Below are 21934 nucleotides of genomic sequence, written 5' to 3' on the forward strand. Positions count from 1 at the left end.
GGCCATCCCCTCCTCCCCCCGCATCGAGCACCACCGCGAGGCCCTCGGTATCGGCGAGCGCCGCCCCCGGATCTCGTGGACGAGCAGGGCCCACGACGACTGGCGCCAGGCGTCGTACGAGCTCGAGCGCCGCGACGCCGCGGGCGTCGTCGAGCGCATCCGCGTCGACTCCGCCGACTCGGTGCTCGTGCCGTGGCCGTTCGCACCGCTCGCTAGCCGGGAGCGGATCGAGGTGCGCGTGCGGGTCTTCGGCCTCCGCGACGACGACGCTCCGTGGAGCCGCCCGACCGCGGTGGAGGCCGGGCTGCTCGACCCCGAGGACTGGGTGGCGGTGCCGGTGGGCGCCCCCTGGCCCGAGGATCCGGAGTCGGACCGCCGACCCCCGCTCGTGCGCCGCTCCTTCGTCGTCGACGGCGAGGTCGCCTCGGCCAGGCTCTACGCCAGCGCGCACGGGATGTACGAGATCGAGCTCAACGGCGCGCGCGTCGGAGACGACACCCTCTCGCCCGGCTGGACCGCCTACCCGAGCCGCCTGCGCTACTACAGCTACGACGTGACCGACGCGCTGACGACCGGCCACAACGCGATCGGCTCGTGGCTCGGCGACGGCTGGTACCGGGGCCGGCTGGGCTGGCGGGGCGGGTTCCGCAACCTGTACGGCTCGGACCTGTCGCTGATCGCGCAGCTCGAGATCGTCTACGCCGACGGCCGCAGGCAGACCGTCGCGACCGACCGCTCCTGGCGCGCCGCGACCGGTCCGATCCTCTTCTCGGGCAACTACGACGGCGAGGTGCACGACGCCCGCGAGGAGCGCGCGGGCTGGTCCTCCCCCGGCTTCGACGACTCGGCCTGGGCGCCGGTCGCCGTCGCCGAGCGCGACCCGGCGACCCTCGTGGCTCCTCAGGGTCCGCCCGTGCGCTGCACCCAGGAGGTGCGCCCCGTGGCCGTGCTGCGCACCCCGAGCGGACGCCGGGTCCTCGACCTGGGGCAGAACCTGGTGGGCCGGATGCGGATCCGGGTGAGCGGTCCGCGCGGCACGACAATCACCCTGCGGACGGCCGAGATCATGCAGGACGGCGAGCTCTACACCCGCCCGCTGCGCGACGCCCGCTCGACCGACGTCTACACGCTCGCGGGACGCGCCCGAGAGGAGTGGGAGCCGCGGTTCACCTTCCACGGCTTCCGGTTCGTCGAGGTGGAGGGCTGGCCGGGCGACCTGGAGGCGGCGGTCGCCGCGGGCGACGTCGTCGCGCGGGTCCTGCACACCGACTTCGAGCGCACCGGCTGGTTCGCCTGCTCCGATCCGCTCGTCGAGCGCCTGCACGAGAACGTGCTCTGGAGCATGCGCGGCAACATGGTCGACATCCCCACCGACTGCCCGCAGCGCGACGAGCGGGTGGGCTGGACGGGCGACATCCAGGTGTTCGCACCGACCGCCTCGTTCCTCTTCGACGTCTCGGGGATGCTCTCGTCGTGGTTGCGCGACGTCGAGGCCGAGCAGCTGCCGGACGGCACCGTGCCCTGGTACGTGCCGGTGATCCCGGCGCACCACATGTGGACGCCGATCCGCCCCGGAGCTGCCTGGGGCGACGCCGCCGTGCTCGTGCCGTGGACGCTCTACGAGCGCTTCGGCGACACGGGGGTGCTCGAGGCGCAGTACGGCAGCGCGAAGGCCTGGGTCGAGCTCGTCGAGCGCCTGGCCGGACCTACGCGGCTCTGGGACGAGGGCTTCCAGCTCGGGGACTGGCTCGACCCGGACGCCCCGCCGCAGGATCCCGCGGACGCCAAGACCGATCGGCACCTCGTCGCGACCGCGTACTTCGCCCACTCCGCGCGCCGACTCGGTCAGAGCGCCGAGGTGCTCGGCCGCGCGGAGGACGCGCGACGGTTCCTGGCACTGGCCGCGGAGGTGCGCGCAGCCTTCGTCGCCCGCTACGTCGACGAGGACGGACGCATGACCAGCGACGCGCAGACCGCGTACGCGCTCGCCCTCGAGTTCGAGCTGCTGCCCGCGGAGCTGCGCCCGGCCGCCGGCGCCCGCCTCGCCGAGCTGGTCGCCGCGGCGGGCGACCGCATCTCGACCGGCTTCGTCGGCACTCCGATCGTCTCGGACGCCCTGTCGGGCACGGGCTGGACCGAGCGCGCCTACGCCCTGCTGCTCGAGCGCGGCTGCCCGTCGTGGCTCTACCCCGTGACGCAGGGCGCGACGACGATCTGGGAGCGCTGGGACAGCCAGCTGCCGGACGGCACGGTGAACCCCGGAACGATGACCTCCTTCAACCACTACGCGCTGGGGGCGGTGGCGGACTGGCTGCACCGCGTCGTCGCGGGACTCGCTCCGGCCGAGCCGGGCTACCGCTCGATCGCCTTCCGGCCGCGGCCCGGTGGCGGCCTCACCTCGGCGAGCGCCGCGCACCTCACGCCCTACGGACGGGCGTCGATCGCCTGGTCCCTCGCGGACTGCGAGCTGCGGGTCGAGGTCGAGGTGCCGGTCGGGACGACGGCGGTGCTGGATCTCGAGGGCGCGGAGCCGCGCACCCTGGGCCCGGGGCGTCACTCGGCGGTCGCCGCGGTGCGGGAGACGGTGGCGCTCTGAGGGCGCCCCGTCCGGGGAGCGACGCCGGTCGGCCCCCGGGTGACGTCGCTCCTAAGCTCGTACCTCGTACCGTCCACCCGGATGCGAAGGAGGAGCCGTGGGGAAACGTCCGACCGTCTACGACGTGGCGGCCCGCGCGGGCGTCTCGATCGCGACCGTCTCGTTCGCCTTCTCGCAGCCGCACCGCGTCAAGGCGGCCACTCTCGAGGGGGTCCTCGCCGCCGCATCCGATCTGGGCTACATCCCCAGCGCCAGCGCACGCGGCCTCGCCAAGGGGCGCACCGGCGCCATCGGCCTCTACTCGTTCGACTACTTCGTCGATCAATCCTTCCACGTGCGCGGCGACGAGCGACCGCATCCGTCGGCCAATGACGACGCGCGCCTGTTCCCCCTGTACGTCGACGAGGTTCAGCGCGGTGTGCAGCTGGAGTGCTGGGACCGCGGACTCGCCCTCATGATCGGAGGAGGCGGTCGCACCGCGCACGCGCCCTCCGTCACCGACATCGCCGGACGCGTCGACGGGCTCATCAGCTTCGCGGGAGCGCTCGAGCTCGACGTGCTGCGCTCGCTCTCGTCGAAGCTGCCCGTCGTGGAGCTGGGCGGACAGGAGCGGGTCGAGGGCGTCGCGACCGTTCCGGTCGACAACCGCACGGGGATGCGCGAGCTGGTCGCGCACCTGATCGCCGCGCACGGACTCCGCCGCATCGCCTATCTCGGCGACACCGTGCTGCCGGAGTTCCGGCAGCGCTACGACGGCTACGTCGACGCCCTCCGCGCAGCCGGGCTCTCCCCCGAGGACGCGCGCCCCAGCCGCCCCGGGTTCGCGGAGGCGACGCTCGACTCGCTCGCGACCCTGCTCGACACGCCTCCCGAGGCGATCGTCTGCTCGACGGACCAGGAGGCGGTGGTGGTGCTCGACCGCGTCCGTCTCGCGGGGCTGCGGGTGCCGGAGGACATCGCGGTGACGGGATTCGACGGGATCGTCGCGGGGCGGCTCGTCGATCCTCCGCTGAGCACTGTGGTGCAGCCGATGGAGCAGATCGGCCGCGCGGCGGTCGGCGCTCTGCTCGCGGTACTCGGATCCGCCCGATCCGCTCCGGCGCCCGACCTCGCGGCGGTCCCCGCGATCCGGCGCAGCTGCGGCTGCCGCTGAGGTCGTCGGTGCACGGATCGTGCTCTTGCGCTCAGAAATCAAAGCGCTTAGATTCTTCACGACGGCCTCGCCGTCGCCCGCCACAGCGACCGGGAGCGACGCGGCTCCCGAGACAGGAACGATGATGATCCGATTCTCCAGGCACGCCTCCCTCGCCGGGATCGCGGTGCTCGCCGGCAGTGCCCTGCTGCTCACCGGCTGCGGCCGCAGCGACGGCGCCGCCTCCTCCGCCGCAGGCGAAGCAGTGGGCCTCTCCGACGGCCCCGCGACGGGCGAGCTCACCATCTGGGCCCAGGGCACCGAGGGCGAGGCGCTGCCCGAGCTCCTCGAGGAGTTCGAGAAGCAGAACCCGGACCTCGACGTGACCGTCACCGCGGTCCCCTGGGACTCCGCGCAGAGCAAGTACCAGACCGCGATCGCGGGCGGCAACACCCCCGACATCGGCATGCTCGGCTCCGACTGGATGCCGACCTTCTCGGACGCCCTCTCGCCGGTGCCGGACGAGATCGACACCTCCGGCATGTTCCCTGGTGCGGTCGCCTCGACCGAGATCGGCGATGCGGTGCTCGGCGTGCCGTGGTACGTCGAGACCCGCGCGATCTTCTACCGCACCGACCTCATGAAGGAGGCCGGCTTCGACTCCTTCCCGACCGACTTCGAGGGCTTCAAGGCCCTGGCGAAGGCCTACCAGGACCACGGCGCGCAGTACGGCGTGGCCCTCCCCTCCGGCGGTTGGAACGCGTTCCTCTCGGGCATGCCCTTCGCCTGGTCGCAGGGCGCCGAACTGCAGAACGACGACGGCACCGAGTGGACCCTCGACTCCCCCGAGATGCTCGAGGCCGTCACGTACCTCAAGAGCTTCTTCGACGAGGGCATCGCCTCGAAGAACCCGGACGCGACGACGGGCCCGTCGGCCGACCTCGTCTCGGGGACCGTGCCCATGATGATGAGCGGCCCGTGGGACGTCGGGCAGATCATGGAGGCGGGCGGTCCCGGCTTCGAGGACAAGTTCTCGGTCGCGCCGATGCCCGTGGGCACGAGCGGCACTTCGCTGATCGCCGGCGCGAACCTGGCCGTCTTCGAGGAGTCGGAGAACAAGGAGGCCGCCTGGAAGCTGATCCAGTGGCTGTCCGAGCCGTCGACCCAGACCGAGTGGTTCGAGCTCGTCGGCGACCTGCCCTCGCAGACCTCGGCGTGGGAGGACCAGGCGCTCACCGAGGATCCGCGCGTCGCGGTCTTCGGCGAGCAGCTGAAGGACGTGCGCGGCCTGCCCGCGCTCACGGTCTGGCCCGAGATCTCGGCGGCAGCCGACACCCTGATCGAGCAGGTGTACCGCGGAGGCGCCGACCCGGCCGAGGCCCTCGCCTCGCTTCAGGAGACCGCGGACGCGATGGGCACCGGGCAGTGACCTCCGTCCAGCCTCCCGCGGCGGTCGCCGGCGCCCTGCGCGTCGGCGACCGCCGCCGGAACCCCGCCCGCAGGCGCGCCACGGTGGTGGCGTACCTCTTCGCGCTGCCCTTCCTGGCCTCCTTCGCGGTCTTCATGGTGTTCCCGCTGCTCGCCTCGCTCGGGATGTCGTTCACCGACTTCACGAACCGCGACATCGCGACTCCGTTCGGCGTCGACTTCGTCGGCCTCGAGCAGTTCACGACGCTGCTCTCGACGCCGCGGTTCCTCCGCTCGCTCGTGAACACCGTCTACTTCGTCGCCGTGGGCATCCCGCTGACGATGATCATCGCGCTGGCTCTGGCCGTGGCGCTGAACAGCGGCATCACCCGCTTCCGCACCGCGTTCCGGGTGGGGTTCTACGCGCCGGTCGTGACGAGCATCGTGGCGGTCGCGGTCGTGTGGAGATTCATCCTCCAGCCCGACGGGCTCCTCAACACGGCGCTCGGAGCGATCGGCATCACGGGTCCGAACTGGCTCGGCGATCCCGCCTGGGCGATGCCCGCGATGATCCTGATGGCGGTCTGGCGCAGCGTCGGGACGCTCATGGTGCTCTTCCTCGCAGGTCTGCAGAACGTGCCGCAGGACGTGCTCGAAGCGGCCGAGGTGGACGGGGCGAACCCGTGGCAGCGCTTCGTCCGGGTGACCCTGCCGATCCTGCGGCCGACCCTCCTCCTGGGCGCGGTCCTGCTGTCCGTCGGCTTCCTGCAGTTCTTCGAGGAGCCGTTCGTCATGACCAAGGGCGGACCGCTGGACTCGACGCTGTCGATCAGCTACTTCACCTACAACCAGTTCGGGTTCGGCAACTTCGGTCTCGCCTCCGCCTCGAGCTACATCCTCTTCGTCGCCATCGCGCTGCTGAGCCTCGTGCAGTTCCGCGCCTTCCGATCCAAGGACTGACGCCATGACCACCACTCCCGTCCGCGCCCCGCGGACCGCTCCGCTCGGAGCCTCGTCGGACCGGCCGCCCGAGCCCGTCCCGCAGCCCGCGCGCCGCCGCCGTCCGATCCGTCCCGGTCGCGTGCTGACCTACGTCGTGCTCGCCGTCGCGCTGATCGTGACCCTCACTCCGTTCGTCTGGATGTTCCTCGGCGCGTTCAAGACGAACGCCGAGCTGCTGCAGCGCCCGATCACCTGGTGGCCCGAGGACGCGACGCTCGACAACCTCGTCGCGTGGTTCACCCGCCTCGACATCGGCCGGTTCTTCGTGAACAGCACCGTGGTGGCGCTGTTCACCGTGCTCGGCAACCTGCTGTTCTGCTCGATGGTCGGGTACGTGCTCGCCAAGATCGACTTCGCCGGCAAGAAGGTGATCTTCGCGCTGGTGATGATCACGCTGATGGTGCCGGGCATCGTGACCTTCATCCCGCTCTTCGTGGTCGTGAGCAAGCTGGGGCTGATCAGCACGTACGCGGCGCTGATCCTGCCGTTCCTGGCCGGACCGATGGGAGTGTTCCTGATGCGGCAGTTCATCATGGGGATCCCCGACGCCCTGCTCGAAGCCGCGCGGATCGACGGTGCCGGCGAAGTGCGGATCTTCACGCGGATCGTCCTGCCGCTGTGCGGACCCGCCCTGGCGACCCTCGCGATCCTGACCTTCCTCGGCTCGTGGAACAACTTCCTCTGGCCCCTCGTCGCTGCGCAGTCCGAGGACATGTACACGCTCCCGGTCGCCCTCTCGCTCTACTCGACCGGGCAGAACGCGACGAACTACGGGATCCTGCTGGCCGGCTCGGTGCTCGTGCTGACACCGATCCTCCTGCTCTTCGTCGCACTGCAGCGGTACTTCATCCAGGGCATCGCGGCGGTGGGGATCAAGTGACGGTCCTGGAGAACGCCTCCGCCCTCACCACGACCCAGGTGCCGATCGTGCCGGGGTTCCACCCGGACCCGAGCATCTGCCGCGTCGGCGAGGACTACTTCCTCGTCACCTCCTCGTTCGAGTACTTCCCCGGTGTCCCGATCCTCCGGAGCCGCGACCTGCGGTCGTGGACGCTGCTGGGCAACGTCCTCGATCGGCCCTCGCAGCTGGCCCCCGGCGGAGGCGGCAGCCGCGGCATCTACGCGCCCACGCTGCGGCACCACGACGGCCGCTTCTGGATGATCACCACTGACGTGTCGGGGCCCTCGTCCGGGCACGTCCTGGTCACGGCCGACGACCCCGGCGGCCCCTGGTCCGATCCGGTGCGCGTCGTCGGCGCTCCGGGCATCGACCCGGATCTCGCGTGGGACGAGAACGGCGCCTGCTTCCTGACGTGGTGCGGCACGGGTCCGCTCTCGGGGATCGTGCAGGCCCGCCTCGACACTGCGACGGGCACACTCCTCGAGACGCCGCGACCGGTCTGGTCGGGCACGGGCCTGGCGTTCCCGGAGGCGCCGCACCTCTACTCCCGCGCGGGCTGGTGGTACCTCGTGGTCGCCGAGGGTGGCACGGAGCGCGGGCACTGCGCGTCCGTCTCGCGCTCGCGCAGTATCTCGGGGCCGTTCGAGGGCGATCCCTCGAACCCGATCCTCACCCACCGCAGCACCACACTGCCCGTGCAGAACACCGGGCACGCCGACCTGGTCGAGGGGCCGGACGGCGAGTGGGCGATGGTCTTCCTCGGGGTGCGCCCGCGCGGGATCACTCCCATGTTCCACGTGAACGGTCGCGAGACGTTCCTCGCGGGCGTCGACTGGGTCGACGACTGGCCGGTCGTCGTGCCCGACCGGTTCACGGGCGATCCCGTCGACCGCACCTTCACGGAGTCGTTCGCCCTGCCGCTCGGGCCGCGCTGGGTCTCGCCCAACACCGTTCCGGAGCGCGTGCTGCAGACCGCCGGAGGGCGCACCGAGCTGGTCGCGACCATCGAGGCGGACGGTTCCAGCGGGATGCTCGCGACGCGGATACCTGACGAGCACTGGCGTGCACGCTGCCGGATCGACCCCGGAGACGGCTCGTTCCGCTTCCTGCTGCGTCTCGACGACTCGCACTGGTACGGGATCGACGTCGACGCGACGGGCGTCGCCGCGCGGGCGAGGATCGGGCCCCTCGAATCCGCCGTCGCGCACCGCGGCCGCGCACCGGGGCCGGTGACCCTGGTGCTCGCGAGCGTCCCGGCCGCGACGGGCGGGCCGGACGACGTCGAGCTCGGCGTCGACGACGGCGCAGGATACGAGCGCCTCGCGGTGCTCGACGGCCGCTACCTCTCGACGGAGGTCGCGGGCGGGTTCACCGGGCGGGTGCTGGGGCTGCAGACGCTGATCGGAGCGACGGTGCTGGAGTCGTTGACCTACGAGGGTGCCCACGGGGTGCAGTGACGCCGGCTCGTCAGCGGTCGTCACGGCGACGTGAGGTGCAGGCGGTCGTCGCACCACGCGGCCACCGCCTCGTCATGGGTGGCGACGACGACGCTCGCGCCGTGCCCCGCGAGCTCGGCCAGCACGTCGAGGACCATCGCCGAGTTGCCGGCGTCGAGGGCGCCCGTGGGCTCGTCGGCCAGCACGACGGTCGGGCTCTTCACCAGGAGCCGGGCCAGGGCGACGCGCTGCTGCTCGCCGCCGCTGAGCCGCGACACCCGCTCCCGGCTCCGCCCGCCGAGGCCGACCCGGTCGAGGGCGCCCTCGAAGCGGCCGGCTCGGCCGCGCCGCTCGCCGAGAGCGAGAGCGAGATTCTGCTCGACCGTCGCGGTGTCGACGAGGGCGTAGTTCTGGAAGAGGTAGCCGAGGCGGTGCCTCCGGAACCGCCTCCGCCCGCCGGCTCGCAGCCGGGTGAGCTCCTCCCCGTCGACCTCGATGGAGCCCGAATCGGGGGCGTCGAGCAGGCCGAGGCAGTTGAGGAGCGTGGACTTGCCGCTGCCGCTCGCGCCGGTGAGCGCGAGACTGCCGCCCGAGGGGACGGAGACGTCGACGCCGGTCCAGAGGCGGCGGCGGGCGAAGCCCTTGGTGAGGGCGGTGGCGTGGATCACGGGAGTCCTTTCGAGAGGCGGGCCGGGACGGACGGTCAGGAGTCGTCGGACCGCGGGCGGGCGGCGCGACGGCGGGCGAGGGCGAGGCAGGCGACGAGCAGCACCGAGCTGAGCGCGGTCACGCCGAGCGCGAGCAGCGACTGCTCGAGGACGAACTCCTCGGTGTCGACCGTGCCGAGGTCGAGGACGGTCCGGACGTCGCGGGGATCGCGGAGCCACATGGGCACGACGGCGACGGTGACCGCACCCAGCAGGAGCACGCCCTCGAGAGCGAGACCGCTCCGGTGCGCCGACAGCGGAGGGAGCCCGGCGATGCGGTGGACGAACGCCCGCCGCCGGTCCTTCTCGGCGATCACCATCGCGGACACGAGCCCGGTGAGCAGGACCACGACCACCCCGCTGACGAGCCCCATCACGTTGATCGAGAGCGTGCCGAGCGCCCGCTGGTACTGCTCGTTCGCCTGATAGGCGACGGGAGTGATCGACACGACCTGGTCGGTGAGGCCGCGCTGGTCGAGAGCATCGGGCAGCGCCTCCGGATCGGTGAACATCACGGTGCCCCGGGTAATCGCCGACAGGACCTCGGACGGGGCGTACGCGTCGATCGACGGCAGGACGACGACGATCGGATCACGCAGCGCGGTCTCCCGGGCGAGGACGTCGACGTCGAAGCTGCGGAAGGTGGGAAGCACCTGCCCGGCGCGGATCGGCCGCTCGTCGAGGACGAGGTCGTCGGTGGCGGGCGCGGGGACCGAGACCCCCGCCTGGATCGACTGCCACTCCCCGACCTCCTCGAGGACGGCCCGGATCCTGGTGGCGGGCGCTCCCTCCGGTTCGAGAACGGTGATCACGTCGTCGGGCGCCTCGCTGATGCGCGCTCCCGCGGCGTCCAGCACCTCGACCGCGCGGAGGTATCCGTCGTTCACGAGGAGGACGCCCGGCTCCAGGCCGAGGGTCGGCTCGGCGAGGATCACCCTGCCGGAGGCCGCCTCGGCGGACACGAGATCGGCGAAGGCGGGGGTCGCTTCGCGGAAGTCGATCTCGCCGGCGTACCCGCCGAGGCCGAGCACGACCGCGTCCTGCGCCGAGGCCCAGAACTCCCGCGTCCTGTTCTCGAGCTCGGCGACCCGGGCACTCTGCCCCAGCGCGGCGACGACGGCCAGGAGCACGAGGACCGCCGGAATGCGGACCGCGTACACCCCGACGAGCACCCACCAGCCGTCGATCTCGCCCTTGACCTGGTCGACGAGACGACGACCGTCGGTGAGCGCGATTCCCGCGATGTGGGCGGCGAGCGCCGCAGGGACGAAGACGCCGAGGATGTCGGTGAAGAGCCCGACGACCGTCGGCGCCTGCGCGAAGCCGTTCTGCACCGCCGTCACGAGCGCCACCGCCGCCAGGCCCGCCGTCGAGAGAACCGTCACGGGGGCGATGAGCCGTCTCCACTCGCCGATGAGGATCCCCGCGAAGCCCGCGCCGTGCAGTCGCTGGACACCGTGCGCCCTGCTGCGCAGAACGGTGCCGGCTCCGATGAGGATCACGACCCCGAGGACCGCCACCGTGAGCGCTCGCATGAGGTCCCCGTACTCGCGGAAGGTGTCGATGTCGACACTCGACGGGTAGGGATCGACCTCTCCGGGCCAGCCGCCCGCCTCGATCACAGCGAGCACCGCCTCCGCATCGGCGCGGTCGCCGCCGACCAGATAGGCGCCCCGCACGTCGAGGTGGCCGAGCTCGACGAGCGGCGCCACCGTGGTGGTCATCGACGTGTCGACGGACCGGTAGCCGTCGCGGAGCAGATCGGCGGCCTCGCCTGCGCCGGTGACGAACAGATGGCGCACTCCGGCCGGGTCGTCGGCGTCCTCCGCGAATCGGACGACGTCGAGCCCTCGGGCATCGGCGAGCGCGACGAGCTCGCCGTACAGCTCTGCGGCCGGGACGGTCGGCTCGGCGTCTCCCGAGATGCGCAGCTGCCACCCTCCGTTCCAGATCGGCCCGCGGGCGTCGAACGCTCTGACGAAGAGGACGGCGAAGACCGCCGACAGGACGACCGCCAGCACGGCGCCCACGATGACGCTTCTGCTTCTCACAGGGCCCTCCAGGGGACGAGGACGGGCGGAGCGCAGGCTCCGCCCGTCGAGGGGACGGGGATCAGCAGAACGCGTAGTAAGCGCGATCCACGATGAAGGGCCGCGCAGGCGCGCTGACGGAGGCGGGGACGTTCCGCCCCTTGCACGCGGAGCGGTGGATCCTGCCGTTGTCGACCGATGCACGGTGGCTGCGCGACGGGTGGTTGTAGGAGGACAGCACGGTGCCGTTGCTCACGCCGTAGTACCAGGTGCCTCCCTCCGGATACGCGGTCGTGTAGGCCGCCGCCGCGGCAGGTGCGACGAGCATCGTGCCCGCGAGCGCGAGGGCGGCGACGAAGGAGCGGCGGGATCCGGGCGCGCGGGAGAACGAGGGCGACGTGAGCGAGAGGGGCATGGGGATTCCGTTCAGCAGAGGTGGACCGCCGGCGGGGCGGGCTGCCCGGTGGAGCAGTGCCGGAACCGTATGCCCGAACCCATTCGAGTATGGTCACCTCTCTCCCGCATCCGGGAAGCCCGGCGCGGAATCAGGCCTGTGGAGGAGTCTCCGCCGAGTTCGAGCCCGCACCCACCGCCGCGAACCGCCGCCCCAGCACCTCGAACGCCGCGGCCAGCTCCCGCGGCTCCGCCTCGCCCAGCTCCGCACCGAAGCGCCCGAACGACGCCGCGAGCGCCTCCCACGACCACGATCCGGCCCTCACCCGGCAGCTCCCGTCGCCGAGATCCTCGACCTCCTCGGCGAACGGCAGCACCGCGGAGGCCGGCGCCCGCAGCACCGCGCTCCCGACGCACGGCCACGCTCCGTCCTCCGATCCGCGGAACCGCGCGGTCAGGAACGCGGCCGGCCCTCCTCCCGGCACCGCTCGGCGCACGAAGCGGGCACCCGACGGCAGAGGGGATCCGACACGATCGGCGCGGAACACCCGCCAGTCCTCGCGCTCGAGATCGAACGCGATCAGGTACCAGCGCCCCTGCCGGGCCACGAGGTGGTGCGGCTCGACCCGCCGCCGCGCTCCCGAGTACGCGAACCGCAGCTCCTCCGACGCCCGCACCGCCGTCGAGACGGCGACCAGCACCTCCGGAGCGACCGTCGGCCCCGCCGCGGGCGCCGTCGTGAACCGCAGGGCGTCGAGCCGGCGCGCCACTCGCTGCGGCAGCACCTGCCGCAGCGTGGCGAGCGCGCGCGCCGACGCCTCCTCGAGCCCCGTCCCCGTCAGCGGAGCCGACCTCAGCGCCACTGCGAGCGCCAGCGCCTGATCGTCGTCGAACAGGAACGGCGGCAGTTCCGACCCGGCCTCCAGCCGGTAGCCCCCGTCGGGCCCCTTCGCACCGCGGATCCGGTAGCCCAGCTCGCGCAGCCGGTCGACGTCGCGCCGCACCGTCCGGGGTGTCGTGTCCAGCCGCTCGGCGAGCACGGCGCCCGGCCAGTCCCGCCGCAGCTGCAGGAGGGAGAGCAGCTGCAGCATCCGAGCACTGGGAGAAGCCATGTCACGAAGCGTATATCGAGAAGAGGACAGGATCCGTCCGCTTCCCCTGGCAGCGTGAGCATCACCGGGAGGACGTCCCGGCCGATCACGAGGAGCGACATGAGCATCACCACCACCACCCACCTGAACTTCCGCGGAGACGCCCGTGCGGCGCTCGAGTACTACCGGTCGGTCTTCGGCGGACGGCTCGACGCCTTCACCTACGCCGACGCCCACGCCGTGACCGATCCCGCCGAGGCGGACCAGCTCTCGTTCGGCCAGGTCGTCTCCGAGGCCGGATTCCACGTCATGGCCTACGACGTGCCGTCGCGCACCCCGTACGACCCCGGCACGATCCCCGTCTTCGTCTCGGTGCGCGGCGCCGACGCCGACGAGATCACCCGCTACTGGGAGGCGCTGTCGGAGGGGTCCGCGATCGTCGCCCCGCTGGCCCCCGCCTCGTGGGCCCCGCTCTACGGGATGCTCCGCGACCGCTTCGGCGTCACCTGGGTGCTCGACGTCGAGGCCGTCCGGGCGGGCTGACCAGCACCGCCCTACTCGGCCCCGCCCGTCTCGGCGTGCGGGGCCCCGACGGCCTTCGACTCCGGCGACCCGCGCTCGCGGAGGTACACCGAGAGCGCGGCCATGCTGCCGACCGCCAGGAACTCGGACTGCCAGTTCTGCAGCGTGCGGTTCCAGAAGTCGGAGCTGACCAGGTACTCCGCCCACGAGACCGGCGCGGACAGGTCCATGAGCTGCTGCTCGGAGTAGGCGACGGCGCCGGTCACCGACTGCGCGAACCACGAGCCGAGGAAGATCGCGCCCATCACCAGCAGCAGGGAGTGGGAGTAGACCCAGCGACGGAGACCGGGCGGCGCCTTCGCAGGGCCGGGCGACGACTCCTCCGCATGCTCCCCCACCCGCTGCTCCTCGTCGGTCCCCGGACCCCGCTCGGACACCTTCTTCGATTCCGAGGAGCCGCGCTGCACGAACCACACGGTCGCGGCGATGTAGAGGAAGAACTGCAGGTACTCCGACTGCCAGTTCTCGGCGACGTCGCCCGCGAAGCTCGACGACGTCACGTAGCGGAGCCAGTCGACCGGCTCGAGCCCTGCGGCCTGCAGCTCCTGCCGGTACGAGAGCAGCCCCGCGACCGACTGCCCCGCCAGGCTCAGGAGGAAGAGTCCGGCGAAGACGAGCGTCAGCGAGTTGTCGCGGAGGAAGGAGTGCGCGGGCGCCGCCGTCCGCGCCTCGCGGAGCACGGCGGTCACCGGTGCAGCACCCCCAGAGCGACGAAGTAGACCAGGCCCACCGAGACGAGGGTCAGGCAGCCGGTGAAGACGGCGCGCATCACGAACCGTCGATCCTGCAGTCGAAGGGGGCGTCCTCCGCCGTCGCCCCGCAGCCCGCCGCGCGGACGCGCCAGCCGTCGCCGCTCGCCGCCAGGAACACGGTGTCGCCGTCGAGCTCCACGATCGCCCCCTGCCCGTAGGCCTCGGCGCGCGGGTCGCCGCGGCCCGCCGTCAGGCCGAGCGAGGTGATCGCCTGAGCGCAGTCCGCGCCCTCCTCCTCCGCGACGGCCGCGGCGGCCTGCGGGGTCAGCAGCGCGCACACCGTCTCGGCGTCGCCCTGCGCGAGCGCCGCTTCGAAGGCGGCGGCCGTGCTCTCGGCCGCCGTCGTGTCGGGCCCGGAGCAGCCCGCCAGGGCGAGCACGAGCACGAGCACCGCGGGGATCCGTCCGCTCTTCTCCATCACGCGGCCACAGTAGAACCGCGGGCGGGCGCAGCTGGAGGGCGTTGACAGACGCGGAGGCGGCGTACTCGCGCAGGCGGAGCGATCCGATCGCCACGACGTCCCGCTCCCCTCACAGGCCGGGTTCCGCCGCGCTCCTGCACCGGGGCCCGCGCACTCCCGCAACGGGAGGGCCACGAGGTGCAGGATGACCGCATGCCCTCTCCCACCTCCCGCCCCCGAAGGAGCACCCCGTGACAGGCGCAGTCCTCCCCCTCGTCGTCCGGATGCGCCCGCGCTCCGTCGACGAGCAGCATCGAGCGGCGAGCCCGCTCGAACTGCTCGTCGACCTGACGTTCGTGGTCGCGATCGCCCAGATCGTGCAGCAGCTCGCCCACGCGGTCGAGGAGGGCCACGCCGCCGAGACGCTCCTGCCGTTCGGCATGGTCTTCTTCGCGATCTGGTGGGCCTGGATGAACTTCACCTGGTTCGCCTCCGGCTACGACACCGATGACGTGCCGTACCGCCTGCTGACCCTCGCGCAGATGGCGGGAGTCCTGGTGCTCGCCGCGGGGGTGCCGTCGGCGTTCGAGGCGGGGGACTTCACCGCCATCACCGTCGGGTACGCCGTGATGAGGCTGGCACTGGTCGCGCAGTGGGTCCGCGTGGCGATGTCCTCGCCGGCCGATCGGCGATCCGCCCTCCGCAGCGCGGTCGGCTTCACTCTCGTCCAGGCCGGCTGGCTGCTGCGGCTGCTGCTCCCCGAGCAGACCGGGGTCGCGAGCTTCGTCCTGCTGGCGGCGCTCGAGCTCTGCGTCCCCCTGTACGCCGCCCGGGCGGGCGAGCCGAGCTGGCATCCGCATCACATCGCCGAGCGGTACGGGCTGTTCACGATCATCCTGCTGGGCGAGGGTGTGCTCGCGGCGGTGACCGGGATGCAGCGATCACTCGCGGAGCGGGGGGTCAGCTCGCCGCTCGTCCTCGTGTCGCTGGCGGCCCTCGTCCTCGTCTTCGCCCTGTGGTGGCTGTCGTACCTGCACCCCTCGGGCGAGCTCCTCGAGGCGCGGCGGAGCCTGTCCTACCGGTGGGGCTACGCCCACTTCCTCGTCTTCGCGGCGCTCGCAGCACTGGGGTCCGGTCTGGAGGCGTCGGTCGCCGCGACGGCCGGGCATCTCGAGGTCTCGGAGGTCGTGCTCGGAGCGGCGGTCGCGGTGCCCGTGGCCGCCTACCTGCTGCTGATGTGGCTGGTGCATGCTCCGCTGGGCAGCAGGCAGCCCCTGCACGCCGGGGTCGTGCTGCCCGCCGCGGCCGCAGTGCTCGCGGCGCCGGCCCTCGCCCCGTCGATCGGGCCGGGAGGCGCCGTCGCGGTGATCGCGGTCGTGTGCGCCGGGCTCGTGGCGGTCGTCATCGGCCGCGAGCGGGCCCGTCGGCGCCGGTCGGCCGAGGAGCGGTCCGGAGCGGCGGTCGACGTGCCGGCCGACGAGCGGCTGGGAGCGGCGGCCGACGTGTCGACCGACGGCACCGGGCGCACCTCCGGCTAGGCGATCCCGCTCGTTCGCAGAACCTCAGCCGCGAGTGGGGGCCGAGCTCCGTCGGGCGCCAGCACCCCCGCGAGGCCGAGGCTCCGCGAACCGGGCCCCGGGGGCGTGCTCCCGGTGGGCGATACGCTCGAGGCCGCGGGCGCCGACGCGCCGCGGACGGGAGCGGCATGGCCACGGTGGACTCGGCGGAGCGGCGAGCGCGCCTGATCGGGCTCCTCGAGCGCGACGGCGCCGTGCGTCTCGACGAGGCGGCCGCCGAGCTCGACGTCTCGACCATGACCGTGCGCCGCGACCTCGCCGATCTCGAGGCCGAGGGCCGGCTCAGCCGGGTCCGCGGAGGGGCGGTGCCGGCGTTGCGTCCGCGCCCCTTCGCCGAGCGCCTCGCCGCTGGAGCCGCCGCGAAGCGCGAGATCGCGAGGAAGGCCGTCGACCTGGTGCCCGCCTCCGGCGCCATCGCCGTCGACGCCTCCTCCACCGCCGGCACTCTGCTGAGCGCCGCCGCCGAGTCCCCACGCCTGCTCGTCGCCACGAACTCGCTCGAGAACCACGCCTCGGCCCGGACCACAAGGGCGCGGGTGCTGCTCATCGGCGGCGAGCTGGAGGAGGAGACCGACAGCTTCGTCGGACCGCTCGCCTGCTCGAGCGCCGCCGAGCTGCACTACGACCGCTTCTTCACCTCCGCCTCCGCCGTCTCGAGGGAGGGCACCAGCGAGGTCACCCTGCAGGAGGCGCAGGTCAAGCGCGTGTTCGTCTCCGCCTCGACCGAGACGGTGCTGCTGGTCGACTCGACCAAGCTCGAGCGCTCGGCGCTCGCCCGGGCACTCGACTGGGACGCGATCAGCGTCATGGTGACCGAGCTCGCTCCGTCGGACGCGCGGCTGGAGCCGTTCCGCGCGCTGGTCGAGCTGCGCTGACCACCACGGAGGCGCGGATCCGCCGTCCGGCCGGGTCGGCGGAGAGTGCGAGTGGTCGCGGGACGGGTTCGCCCACGGCTCCAGCGCCCGCTTCGCGCCGAGTCGCGGATCGGGCGGTGCGCGAGTGGACGCGAACCGGGCTCCTCCGAGCCCCCGGCACCCGGTCCACGCCGAGTCGCGGATCACGCCGCGCGCGAGGAGACGCCAAGCGGGCTGGCCCGGGCCACCAGCACCCGGATCGTGGCTACTGGCGGGTCGCGCGGCGCGCGAGTGGACGCGAACCGGGCTCACCCGAACCCCCGGAGCCCGCTTCGCGCCGAGTCGCGTTCCGGGCAGTGCGCGAGTGGACGCGAACCGGGCTCCTCCGAGCCCCCAGCGCCCGGTTCACGCCGAGTCGCGGAGCACGCAGTGCGCGAGTGGACGCGAACCGGCCCCTCCCGCTCCCCCGACGCCCGACTCGGGCCCGCTCGCGGAACACCGGGCTCACCAGGGGACGCGCACCAGGTCCGTCCGCGCACCGCTCCGCGCCCGTTCGCCAGCCGACACCTCCCCGCCGTTGACCCGGACCGCCCACCCTGTTAGCTTCTGTAACAGTTAACAAGTTCGTTCAATCAGACGGAGAAGTCATGGCATCGTCCTCGACCGCCGCGGAGCTCATCGCCCGCTCGAACCGCCTCGGCGCCGATCCGAAGAACACGAACTACGCCGGGGGCAACACCTCCGCGAAGGGCGTCGAGACCGACCCCGTCACCGGCGAGCCCGTCGAGCTGCTCTGGGTCAAGGGCTCCGGAGGAGACCTCGGCACCCTGAAGGAGTCCGGCCTCGCCGTCCTCCGCCTCGACCGCCTCCGCGCGCTCGTGAACGTCTATCCCGGCCTCGACCGCGAGGACGAGATGGTCGCCGCCTTCGACTACACGCTCCACGGCAAGGGCGGCGCCGCCCCCTCGATCGACACCGCCATGCACGGTCTCGTCGACGCCGCGCACGTCGACCACCTGCACCCCGACTCCGGCATCGCCTTCGCGACCGCGGCCGACGGCGAGAAGCTCACCGCCGAGGCCTTCGGCGGCACCGTCGCCTGGGTCCCGTGGCGCCGTCCCGGCTTCCAGCTCGGCCTCGACATCGCGGCGATCAAGGACGCGAACCCCGGAGTGATCGGCGCGATCCTCGGCGGCCACGGCATCACCGCCTGGGGCGACACGAGCGAGGAGGCGGAGGCGAACTCGCTCCGCATCATCGAGACCGCGGCCGCGTACATCGCCGAGCACGGCGCTCCGGAGCCCTTCGGCCCCGCCCTCGAGGGCTACGCCGCCCTGCCCGAGGAGGAGCGCCGCGCCAAGGCCGCCGCCCTCGCCCCGCACCTGCGCGCCGTCGCCTCGCACGACAGCCCCCGCGTCGGCCACTTCACCGACTCGTCCGAGGTCCTCGACTTCCTCGCGAGCGCCGAGCACCCGCGCCTGGCCGCCCTCGGCACCTCCTGCCCCGACCACTTCCTCCGCACCAAGGTGAAGCCGCTGGTCGTCGACCTGCCCGCGACCGCCTCCGTCGAGGAGATCCTCGAGCGCCTCCCCGCGCTGCACGAGGCGTACCGCGCCGACTACCAGGCCTACTACGACGCGCACGCGACGCCCGAGAGCCCCGCGATCCGCGGCGCGGACCCGCTGATCGTCCTCGTTCCGGGCGTGGGCATGTTCTCGTACGGAGCGAACAAGCAGACCGCCCGCGTCGCCGGCGAGTTCTACGTCAACGCCATCAACGTGATGCGCGGCGCCGAGTCGATCTCGACCTACGCGCCCATCGACGAGGCCGAGAAGTTCCGCATCGAGTACTGGGCGCTCGAGGAGGCGAAGCTGCAGCGGATGCCGAAGCCCAAGCCGCTCGCCTCCCGCATCGCGCTCGTGACCGGAGCCGCCTCCGGCATCGGCAAGGCCATCGCCACCCGCCTGGCCGCCGAGGGCGCCTGCGTCGTCATCGCCGACCTCGACCTCGCGAAGGCGCAGGCCGCCGCGGCCGAGCTCGGATCCACGGACGTCGCCGTCGGGCTCGCCGCGAACGTCTCCGACGAGGCCGCCGTGCAGGCGGCGATCGACGCCACCGTGCTCGCGTTCGGCGGACTCGACCTCGTCGTCAACAACGCCGGCCTCTCGCTCTCGAAGTCGCTCTTCGACACCACCGTCGCCGATTGGGACCTCCAGCACAACGTGATGGCGAAGGGCTCGTTCCTCGTCTCGAAGGCCGCGGCCCGCGTGCTCGTCGACCAGAAGCTCGGCGGCGACATCATCTACATCTCGTCGAAGAACTCGGTGTTCGCCGGCCCGAACAACATCGCGTACTCGGCCACCAAGGCCGACCAGGCCCACCAGGTGCGCCTGCTGGCCGCCGAGCTCGGCGAGCACGGCATCAAGGTCAACGGCATCAACCCCGACGGCGTCGTGCGCGGCTCCGGCATCTTCGCGTCGGGCTGGGGCGCGAACCGCGCCAAGACCTACGGCATCGAGGAGGAGGACCTGGGCAAGTTCTACGCCCAGCGCACGATCCTCAAGCGCGAGGTCGTCCCCGAGAACGTGGCCAACGCCGTGTTCGCGCTCTGCACGTCCGACTTCTCGCACACGACCGGGCTGCACGTGCCGGTCGATGCGGGCGTCGCGGCGGCGTTCCTGCGATGACATCGTCATCGCGGGAATGCTGCCGCCACGCCCGAAAGGCGGCAGCCCCCACTCCGGAAGACCGCGGGACGCGACGGCGACCCTCACTGGGTCGCCTCTGCGCACCCGAGCGCGGCGTTCCTCCGATGACCGCCACCGAAGGGCTCCGGCGATGAAGGCCGTCGCCGCCGTCGACCTCGGGGCGACCAGCGGACGCGTGATCCTCGGCTACGTCGGCCACGACGAGCTGCGGATGCGCCACGTCGCCCGGTTCCCGAACCAGCCGGTCCGCACCCACGAGGGCGGCTCTTCCGCTCTGCACTGGAACATCCTGGAGCTGTACCGCTCGCTCACGGCGGGGCTGACGAACGCCCTCCGCGAGGAGCCGGAGGTCGTGTCGATCGGCGTCGACTCCTGGGCCGTCGACTACGCGCTGCTGCGCCAGGGGCGGATGCTCGGCGCTCCGTACCACTACCGCGACGAGCGGACGGCGCGCGGCGTCGCCGACGTGCACTCCCGCATCGGCGCGGAGGAGCTCTACCAGCGGAACGGCTTGCAGCACCTGCCGTTCAACACGCTGTTCCAGTTCGCGGCCGAGCGCGACGTGCTCGCACTCGCCGATCAGGCGCTGCTCGTGCCGGATCTCATCGGCTACTGGCTGACCGGGGTCGCGGCGACCGAGATCACGAACGCCTCGACCACGGGCCTGCTGAGCCCGCACACCCGCGCGTGGGACGACGACCTCCTCACGCGCCTCGACCTTCCGCGCGGGATCCTCGCGCCGCTGATCGAGCCGGGCTCCCGGCTCGGCTCGCTCCTGCCCTCCGTCTCCGCCGATCTCGGCGCGCCGGAAGGCCTGGGCGTCGTCGCCGTCGGCTCCCACGACACGGCCTCGGCCGTCGTCGCGGTGCCCTCGACCGACGACAACGTGGCGTACATCTCGAGCGGAACCTGGTCGCTCGTCGGCGTCGAACTCGAGAAGCCGGTGGTCTCGCTGGAGGGTCGGGCCGCCAACTTCACCAACGAGGGCGGCGTCGACGGGCGCATCCGCTACCTGAAGAACGTCTCGGGTCTGTGGCTGCTGTCCGAATCCATCCGCACCTGGGAGAAGCAGACGGGCGAGCGCATCGAGCTGCCGCTGCTGCTCTCCGAGGCCGCCGCGATCCGCGGGCCGATCACCACGTTCGACGCCGCCGACGAGCGCTTCGTCGCCCCGGGCAACATCCCGGGCCGGATCGTGGAGTGGTGCGTCGAGCGCGGACTCGCCCAGCCGCGCACCCGGGCGGAGTTCGTGCGCTCGATCCTCGAGTCGCTCGCCGAGGCGTACGCGGTGACGCTCGAGCAGGCCTCGGCGCTCTCGGGCGTGCGGATCGACGCGGTGCACGTGGTCGGCGGAGGATCGCAGAACGAGCTGCTGTGCCAGCTGACCGCCGACCGCACGGGCCGCACCGTCCTCGCCGGCCCGGTCGAGGCGACGGCGATCGGCAACATCCTGGTGCAGGCGCGGGCGCAGGGACTCGTCACGGGTTCGCTGGAGTCGCTGCGCGCGATCGTGCGGACGGCGTTCCCTCCGGTGCGGTACACGCCCCGGGCGCACTGAGGCGTCGGGGCAGTCGCCTCGCACTCACCGCGCCTCCGGATCAGCATCGGCTCGCAGGAACCCGGTCGGCTCGTCGAAGCCGGGGGATCCTGCGAGCCGAACCCGTTTCCGCGGGCCGGAGCCGTTCCCCCGAGCCGAACGGTCCCGCACCGGCCGGAATCGAGCGGATCGACGACTCGTCGCTCCCAGGCTCTTGCCAGGTCCGCACCCGTGCCGCTACGGTCGACGGAGCCGAACCACACGAAAGGAGCCAGGCCATGACGCACTTCGCGCACTTCACCGCCGGCTTCTCCGGCGTCCACTCCGCCTGACCGGTCGAGCCCCGCGCTCGTCATCGCTCAGACGGTGACAACGCTCGAGAAGCTCCCGGTCCCGCGGGTCCCCCGCGCGGATCGTCGTCCCGTCCCGGACCCCCGCTGGTCCCGCACCGCCTCCGCGGCGGTGCCTCCGCGCGCCCTCGAGGGCGCTCCTCCTCGCGCCCTCAGGGCGCTCTTCGGCGCGCCCGCGCGCCTGCACGACAAGGACACCCCATGAACACCGCACTCCGGGCGGCCCGGTACGCCCACCCTCCTCACCGCCGCCTCGCCGGCCTGCTCGACCGTCTCGCCCTGCGGATCGGAGTCGCGCTCGTCGAGTGGAGCAGGCGGGAGCGCCGCCCGCCTCTCGACCACGCCGACGTCGCCGCCCTCCGCCGCGAGCGCGCCGACCTGCTCGAGCGCGAGCGGAGGCATCAGCTGCTCCGCCTCCTGCGCTGACCGCGCCGAGCGGCTCCGGACGTCCGACGCGCCGTCCGGAGCCGCGGGCCGAG

18 protein-coding genes are annotated in these 21934 nt (G+C 72.6%); 12 read left to right on the plus strand and 6 right to left on the minus strand.

From position 1 onward, the window contains the following. The first annotated feature begins 4 nt into the window (after positions 1-4). The 6 genes from NB037_RS11080 to NB037_RS11105 all read left to right on the plus strand — a co-directional run bounded on the left by NB037_RS11080 (position 5) and on the right by NB037_RS11105 (position 8495). On the plus strand, positions 5-2596 hold the full coding sequence (locus NB037_RS11080; protein ID WP_251945760.1) for a family 78 glycoside hydrolase catalytic domain: 2592 nt from the start codon (positions 5-7) through the stop codon (positions 2594-2596). 97 nt (positions 2597-2693) lie between these two features. Further along, the gene (locus tag NB037_RS11085; RefSeq protein WP_251945718.1) at positions 2694-3749 is read left to right on the plus strand and encodes a LacI family DNA-binding transcriptional regulator; all 1056 of its coding nucleotides are present in this window, start codon (positions 2694-2696) and stop codon (positions 3747-3749) included. Positions 3750-3873: 124 nt separating this feature from the next. Further along, the gene (locus NB037_RS11090) at positions 3874-5157 is read left to right on the plus strand and encodes an extracellular solute-binding protein (protein ID WP_251945720.1); all 1284 of its coding nucleotides are present in this window, start codon (positions 3874-3876) and stop codon (positions 5155-5157) included. Continuing rightward, positions 5154-6095 carry a carbohydrate ABC transporter permease gene (locus NB037_RS11095; RefSeq protein ID WP_372490738.1) on the plus strand — a complete coding sequence of 314 codons (942 nt, stop codon included), beginning with the start codon at positions 5154-5156 and terminating at the stop codon, positions 6093-6095. Before NB037_RS11090 ends, NB037_RS11095 begins: the two co-directional genes overlap by 4 nt. 4 nt (positions 6096-6099) lie before the next feature. After that, a complete protein-coding gene (locus NB037_RS11100; protein ID WP_251945721.1) occupies positions 6100-7017 on the plus strand; it encodes a carbohydrate ABC transporter permease in 918 nt (305 codons plus the stop codon). Next, on the plus strand, positions 7014-8495 hold the full coding sequence (locus NB037_RS11105) for a glycoside hydrolase family 43 protein (protein WP_251945723.1): 1482 nt from the start codon (positions 7014-7016) through the stop codon (positions 8493-8495). Before NB037_RS11100 ends, NB037_RS11105 begins: the two co-directional genes overlap by 4 nt. A gap of 20 nt (positions 8496-8515) precedes the next feature. Here NB037_RS11105 and NB037_RS11110 read toward each other — a convergent pair whose 3' ends face one another. From NB037_RS11110 to NB037_RS11125, 4 genes are all read right to left on the minus strand, one after another. After that, entirely contained in the window at positions 8516-9142 is a 627-nt protein-coding gene (locus tag NB037_RS11110; protein ID WP_251945724.1) for an ABC transporter ATP-binding protein, read from the minus strand. 35 nt (positions 9143-9177) lie between these two features. Beyond that, a complete protein-coding gene (locus NB037_RS11115) occupies positions 9178-11232 on the minus strand; it encodes a bacteriocin-associated integral membrane family protein (protein WP_251945725.1) in 2055 nt (684 codons plus the stop codon). A 61-nt stretch (positions 11233-11293) separates the two neighbouring features. After that, complete coding sequence (locus tag NB037_RS11120) at positions 11294-11626, minus strand: lactococcin 972 family bacteriocin (protein WP_251945726.1); 333 nt, start codon at positions 11624-11626, stop codon at positions 11294-11296. Positions 11627-11756: 130 nt separating this feature from the next. Beyond that, a complete protein-coding gene (locus NB037_RS11125) occupies positions 11757-12716 on the minus strand; it encodes a helix-turn-helix transcriptional regulator (RefSeq protein WP_251945728.1) in 960 nt (319 codons plus the stop codon). A gap of 99 nt (positions 12717-12815) precedes the next feature. Here NB037_RS11125 and NB037_RS11130 point away from each other — a divergent pair, with 99 nt between their 5' ends. Next, positions 12816-13238 carry a VOC family protein gene (locus tag NB037_RS11130; RefSeq protein ID WP_251945729.1) on the plus strand — a complete coding sequence of 141 codons (423 nt, stop codon included), beginning with the start codon at positions 12816-12818 and terminating at the stop codon, positions 13236-13238. Positions 13239-13249: 11 nt separating this feature from the next. On the opposite strand, the gene NB037_RS11135 is transcribed toward NB037_RS11130, so the two are convergent. Both NB037_RS11135 and NB037_RS11140 read right to left on the minus strand, forming a co-directional pair. Further along, positions 13250-13966, minus strand: coding sequence for a DUF6766 family protein (locus NB037_RS11135; protein WP_251945730.1), 717 nt, complete (start codon positions 13964-13966; stop codon positions 13250-13252). 79 nt (positions 13967-14045) lie between these two features. Continuing rightward, positions 14046-14450, minus strand: a complete 405-nt coding sequence (locus tag NB037_RS11140) for a hypothetical protein (protein ID WP_251945733.1) — start codon at positions 14448-14450, stop codon at positions 14046-14048. 230 nt (positions 14451-14680) lie between these two features. On the opposite strand from NB037_RS11140, the gene NB037_RS11145 reads away from it, so the two are divergent. The 5 genes from NB037_RS11145 to NB037_RS11165 all read left to right on the plus strand — a co-directional run bounded on the left by NB037_RS11145 (position 14681) and on the right by NB037_RS11165 (position 21881). Continuing rightward, positions 14681-15967: a low temperature requirement protein A gene (locus NB037_RS11145; RefSeq protein ID WP_251945734.1), complete on the plus strand. Its 1287-nt coding sequence runs from the start codon at positions 14681-14683 to the stop codon at positions 15965-15967. Positions 15968-16134: 167 nt separating this feature from the next. Beyond that, entirely contained in the window at positions 16135-16881 is a 747-nt protein-coding gene (locus NB037_RS11150; protein WP_251945738.1) for a DeoR/GlpR family DNA-binding transcription regulator, read from the plus strand. A gap of 626 nt (positions 16882-17507) precedes the next feature. Next, on the plus strand, positions 17508-19547 hold the full coding sequence (locus NB037_RS11155; protein ID WP_251945739.1) for a bifunctional aldolase/short-chain dehydrogenase: 2040 nt from the start codon (positions 17508-17510) through the stop codon (positions 19545-19547). 151 nt (positions 19548-19698) lie between these two features. After that, entirely contained in the window at positions 19699-21126 is a 1428-nt protein-coding gene (locus NB037_RS11160) for a rhamnulokinase (RefSeq protein ID WP_251945742.1), read from the plus strand. A gap of 530 nt (positions 21127-21656) precedes the next feature. After that, a complete protein-coding gene (locus NB037_RS11165) occupies positions 21657-21881 on the plus strand; it encodes a hypothetical protein (RefSeq protein WP_251945743.1) in 225 nt (74 codons plus the stop codon). The last annotated feature ends 53 nt before the right edge of the window (positions 21882-21934 follow it).

Source organism: Rathayibacter rubneri, assembly GCF_023743255.1.
Lineage (GTDB): Bacteria > Actinomycetota > Actinomycetes > Actinomycetales > Microbacteriaceae > Rathayibacter > Rathayibacter rubneri.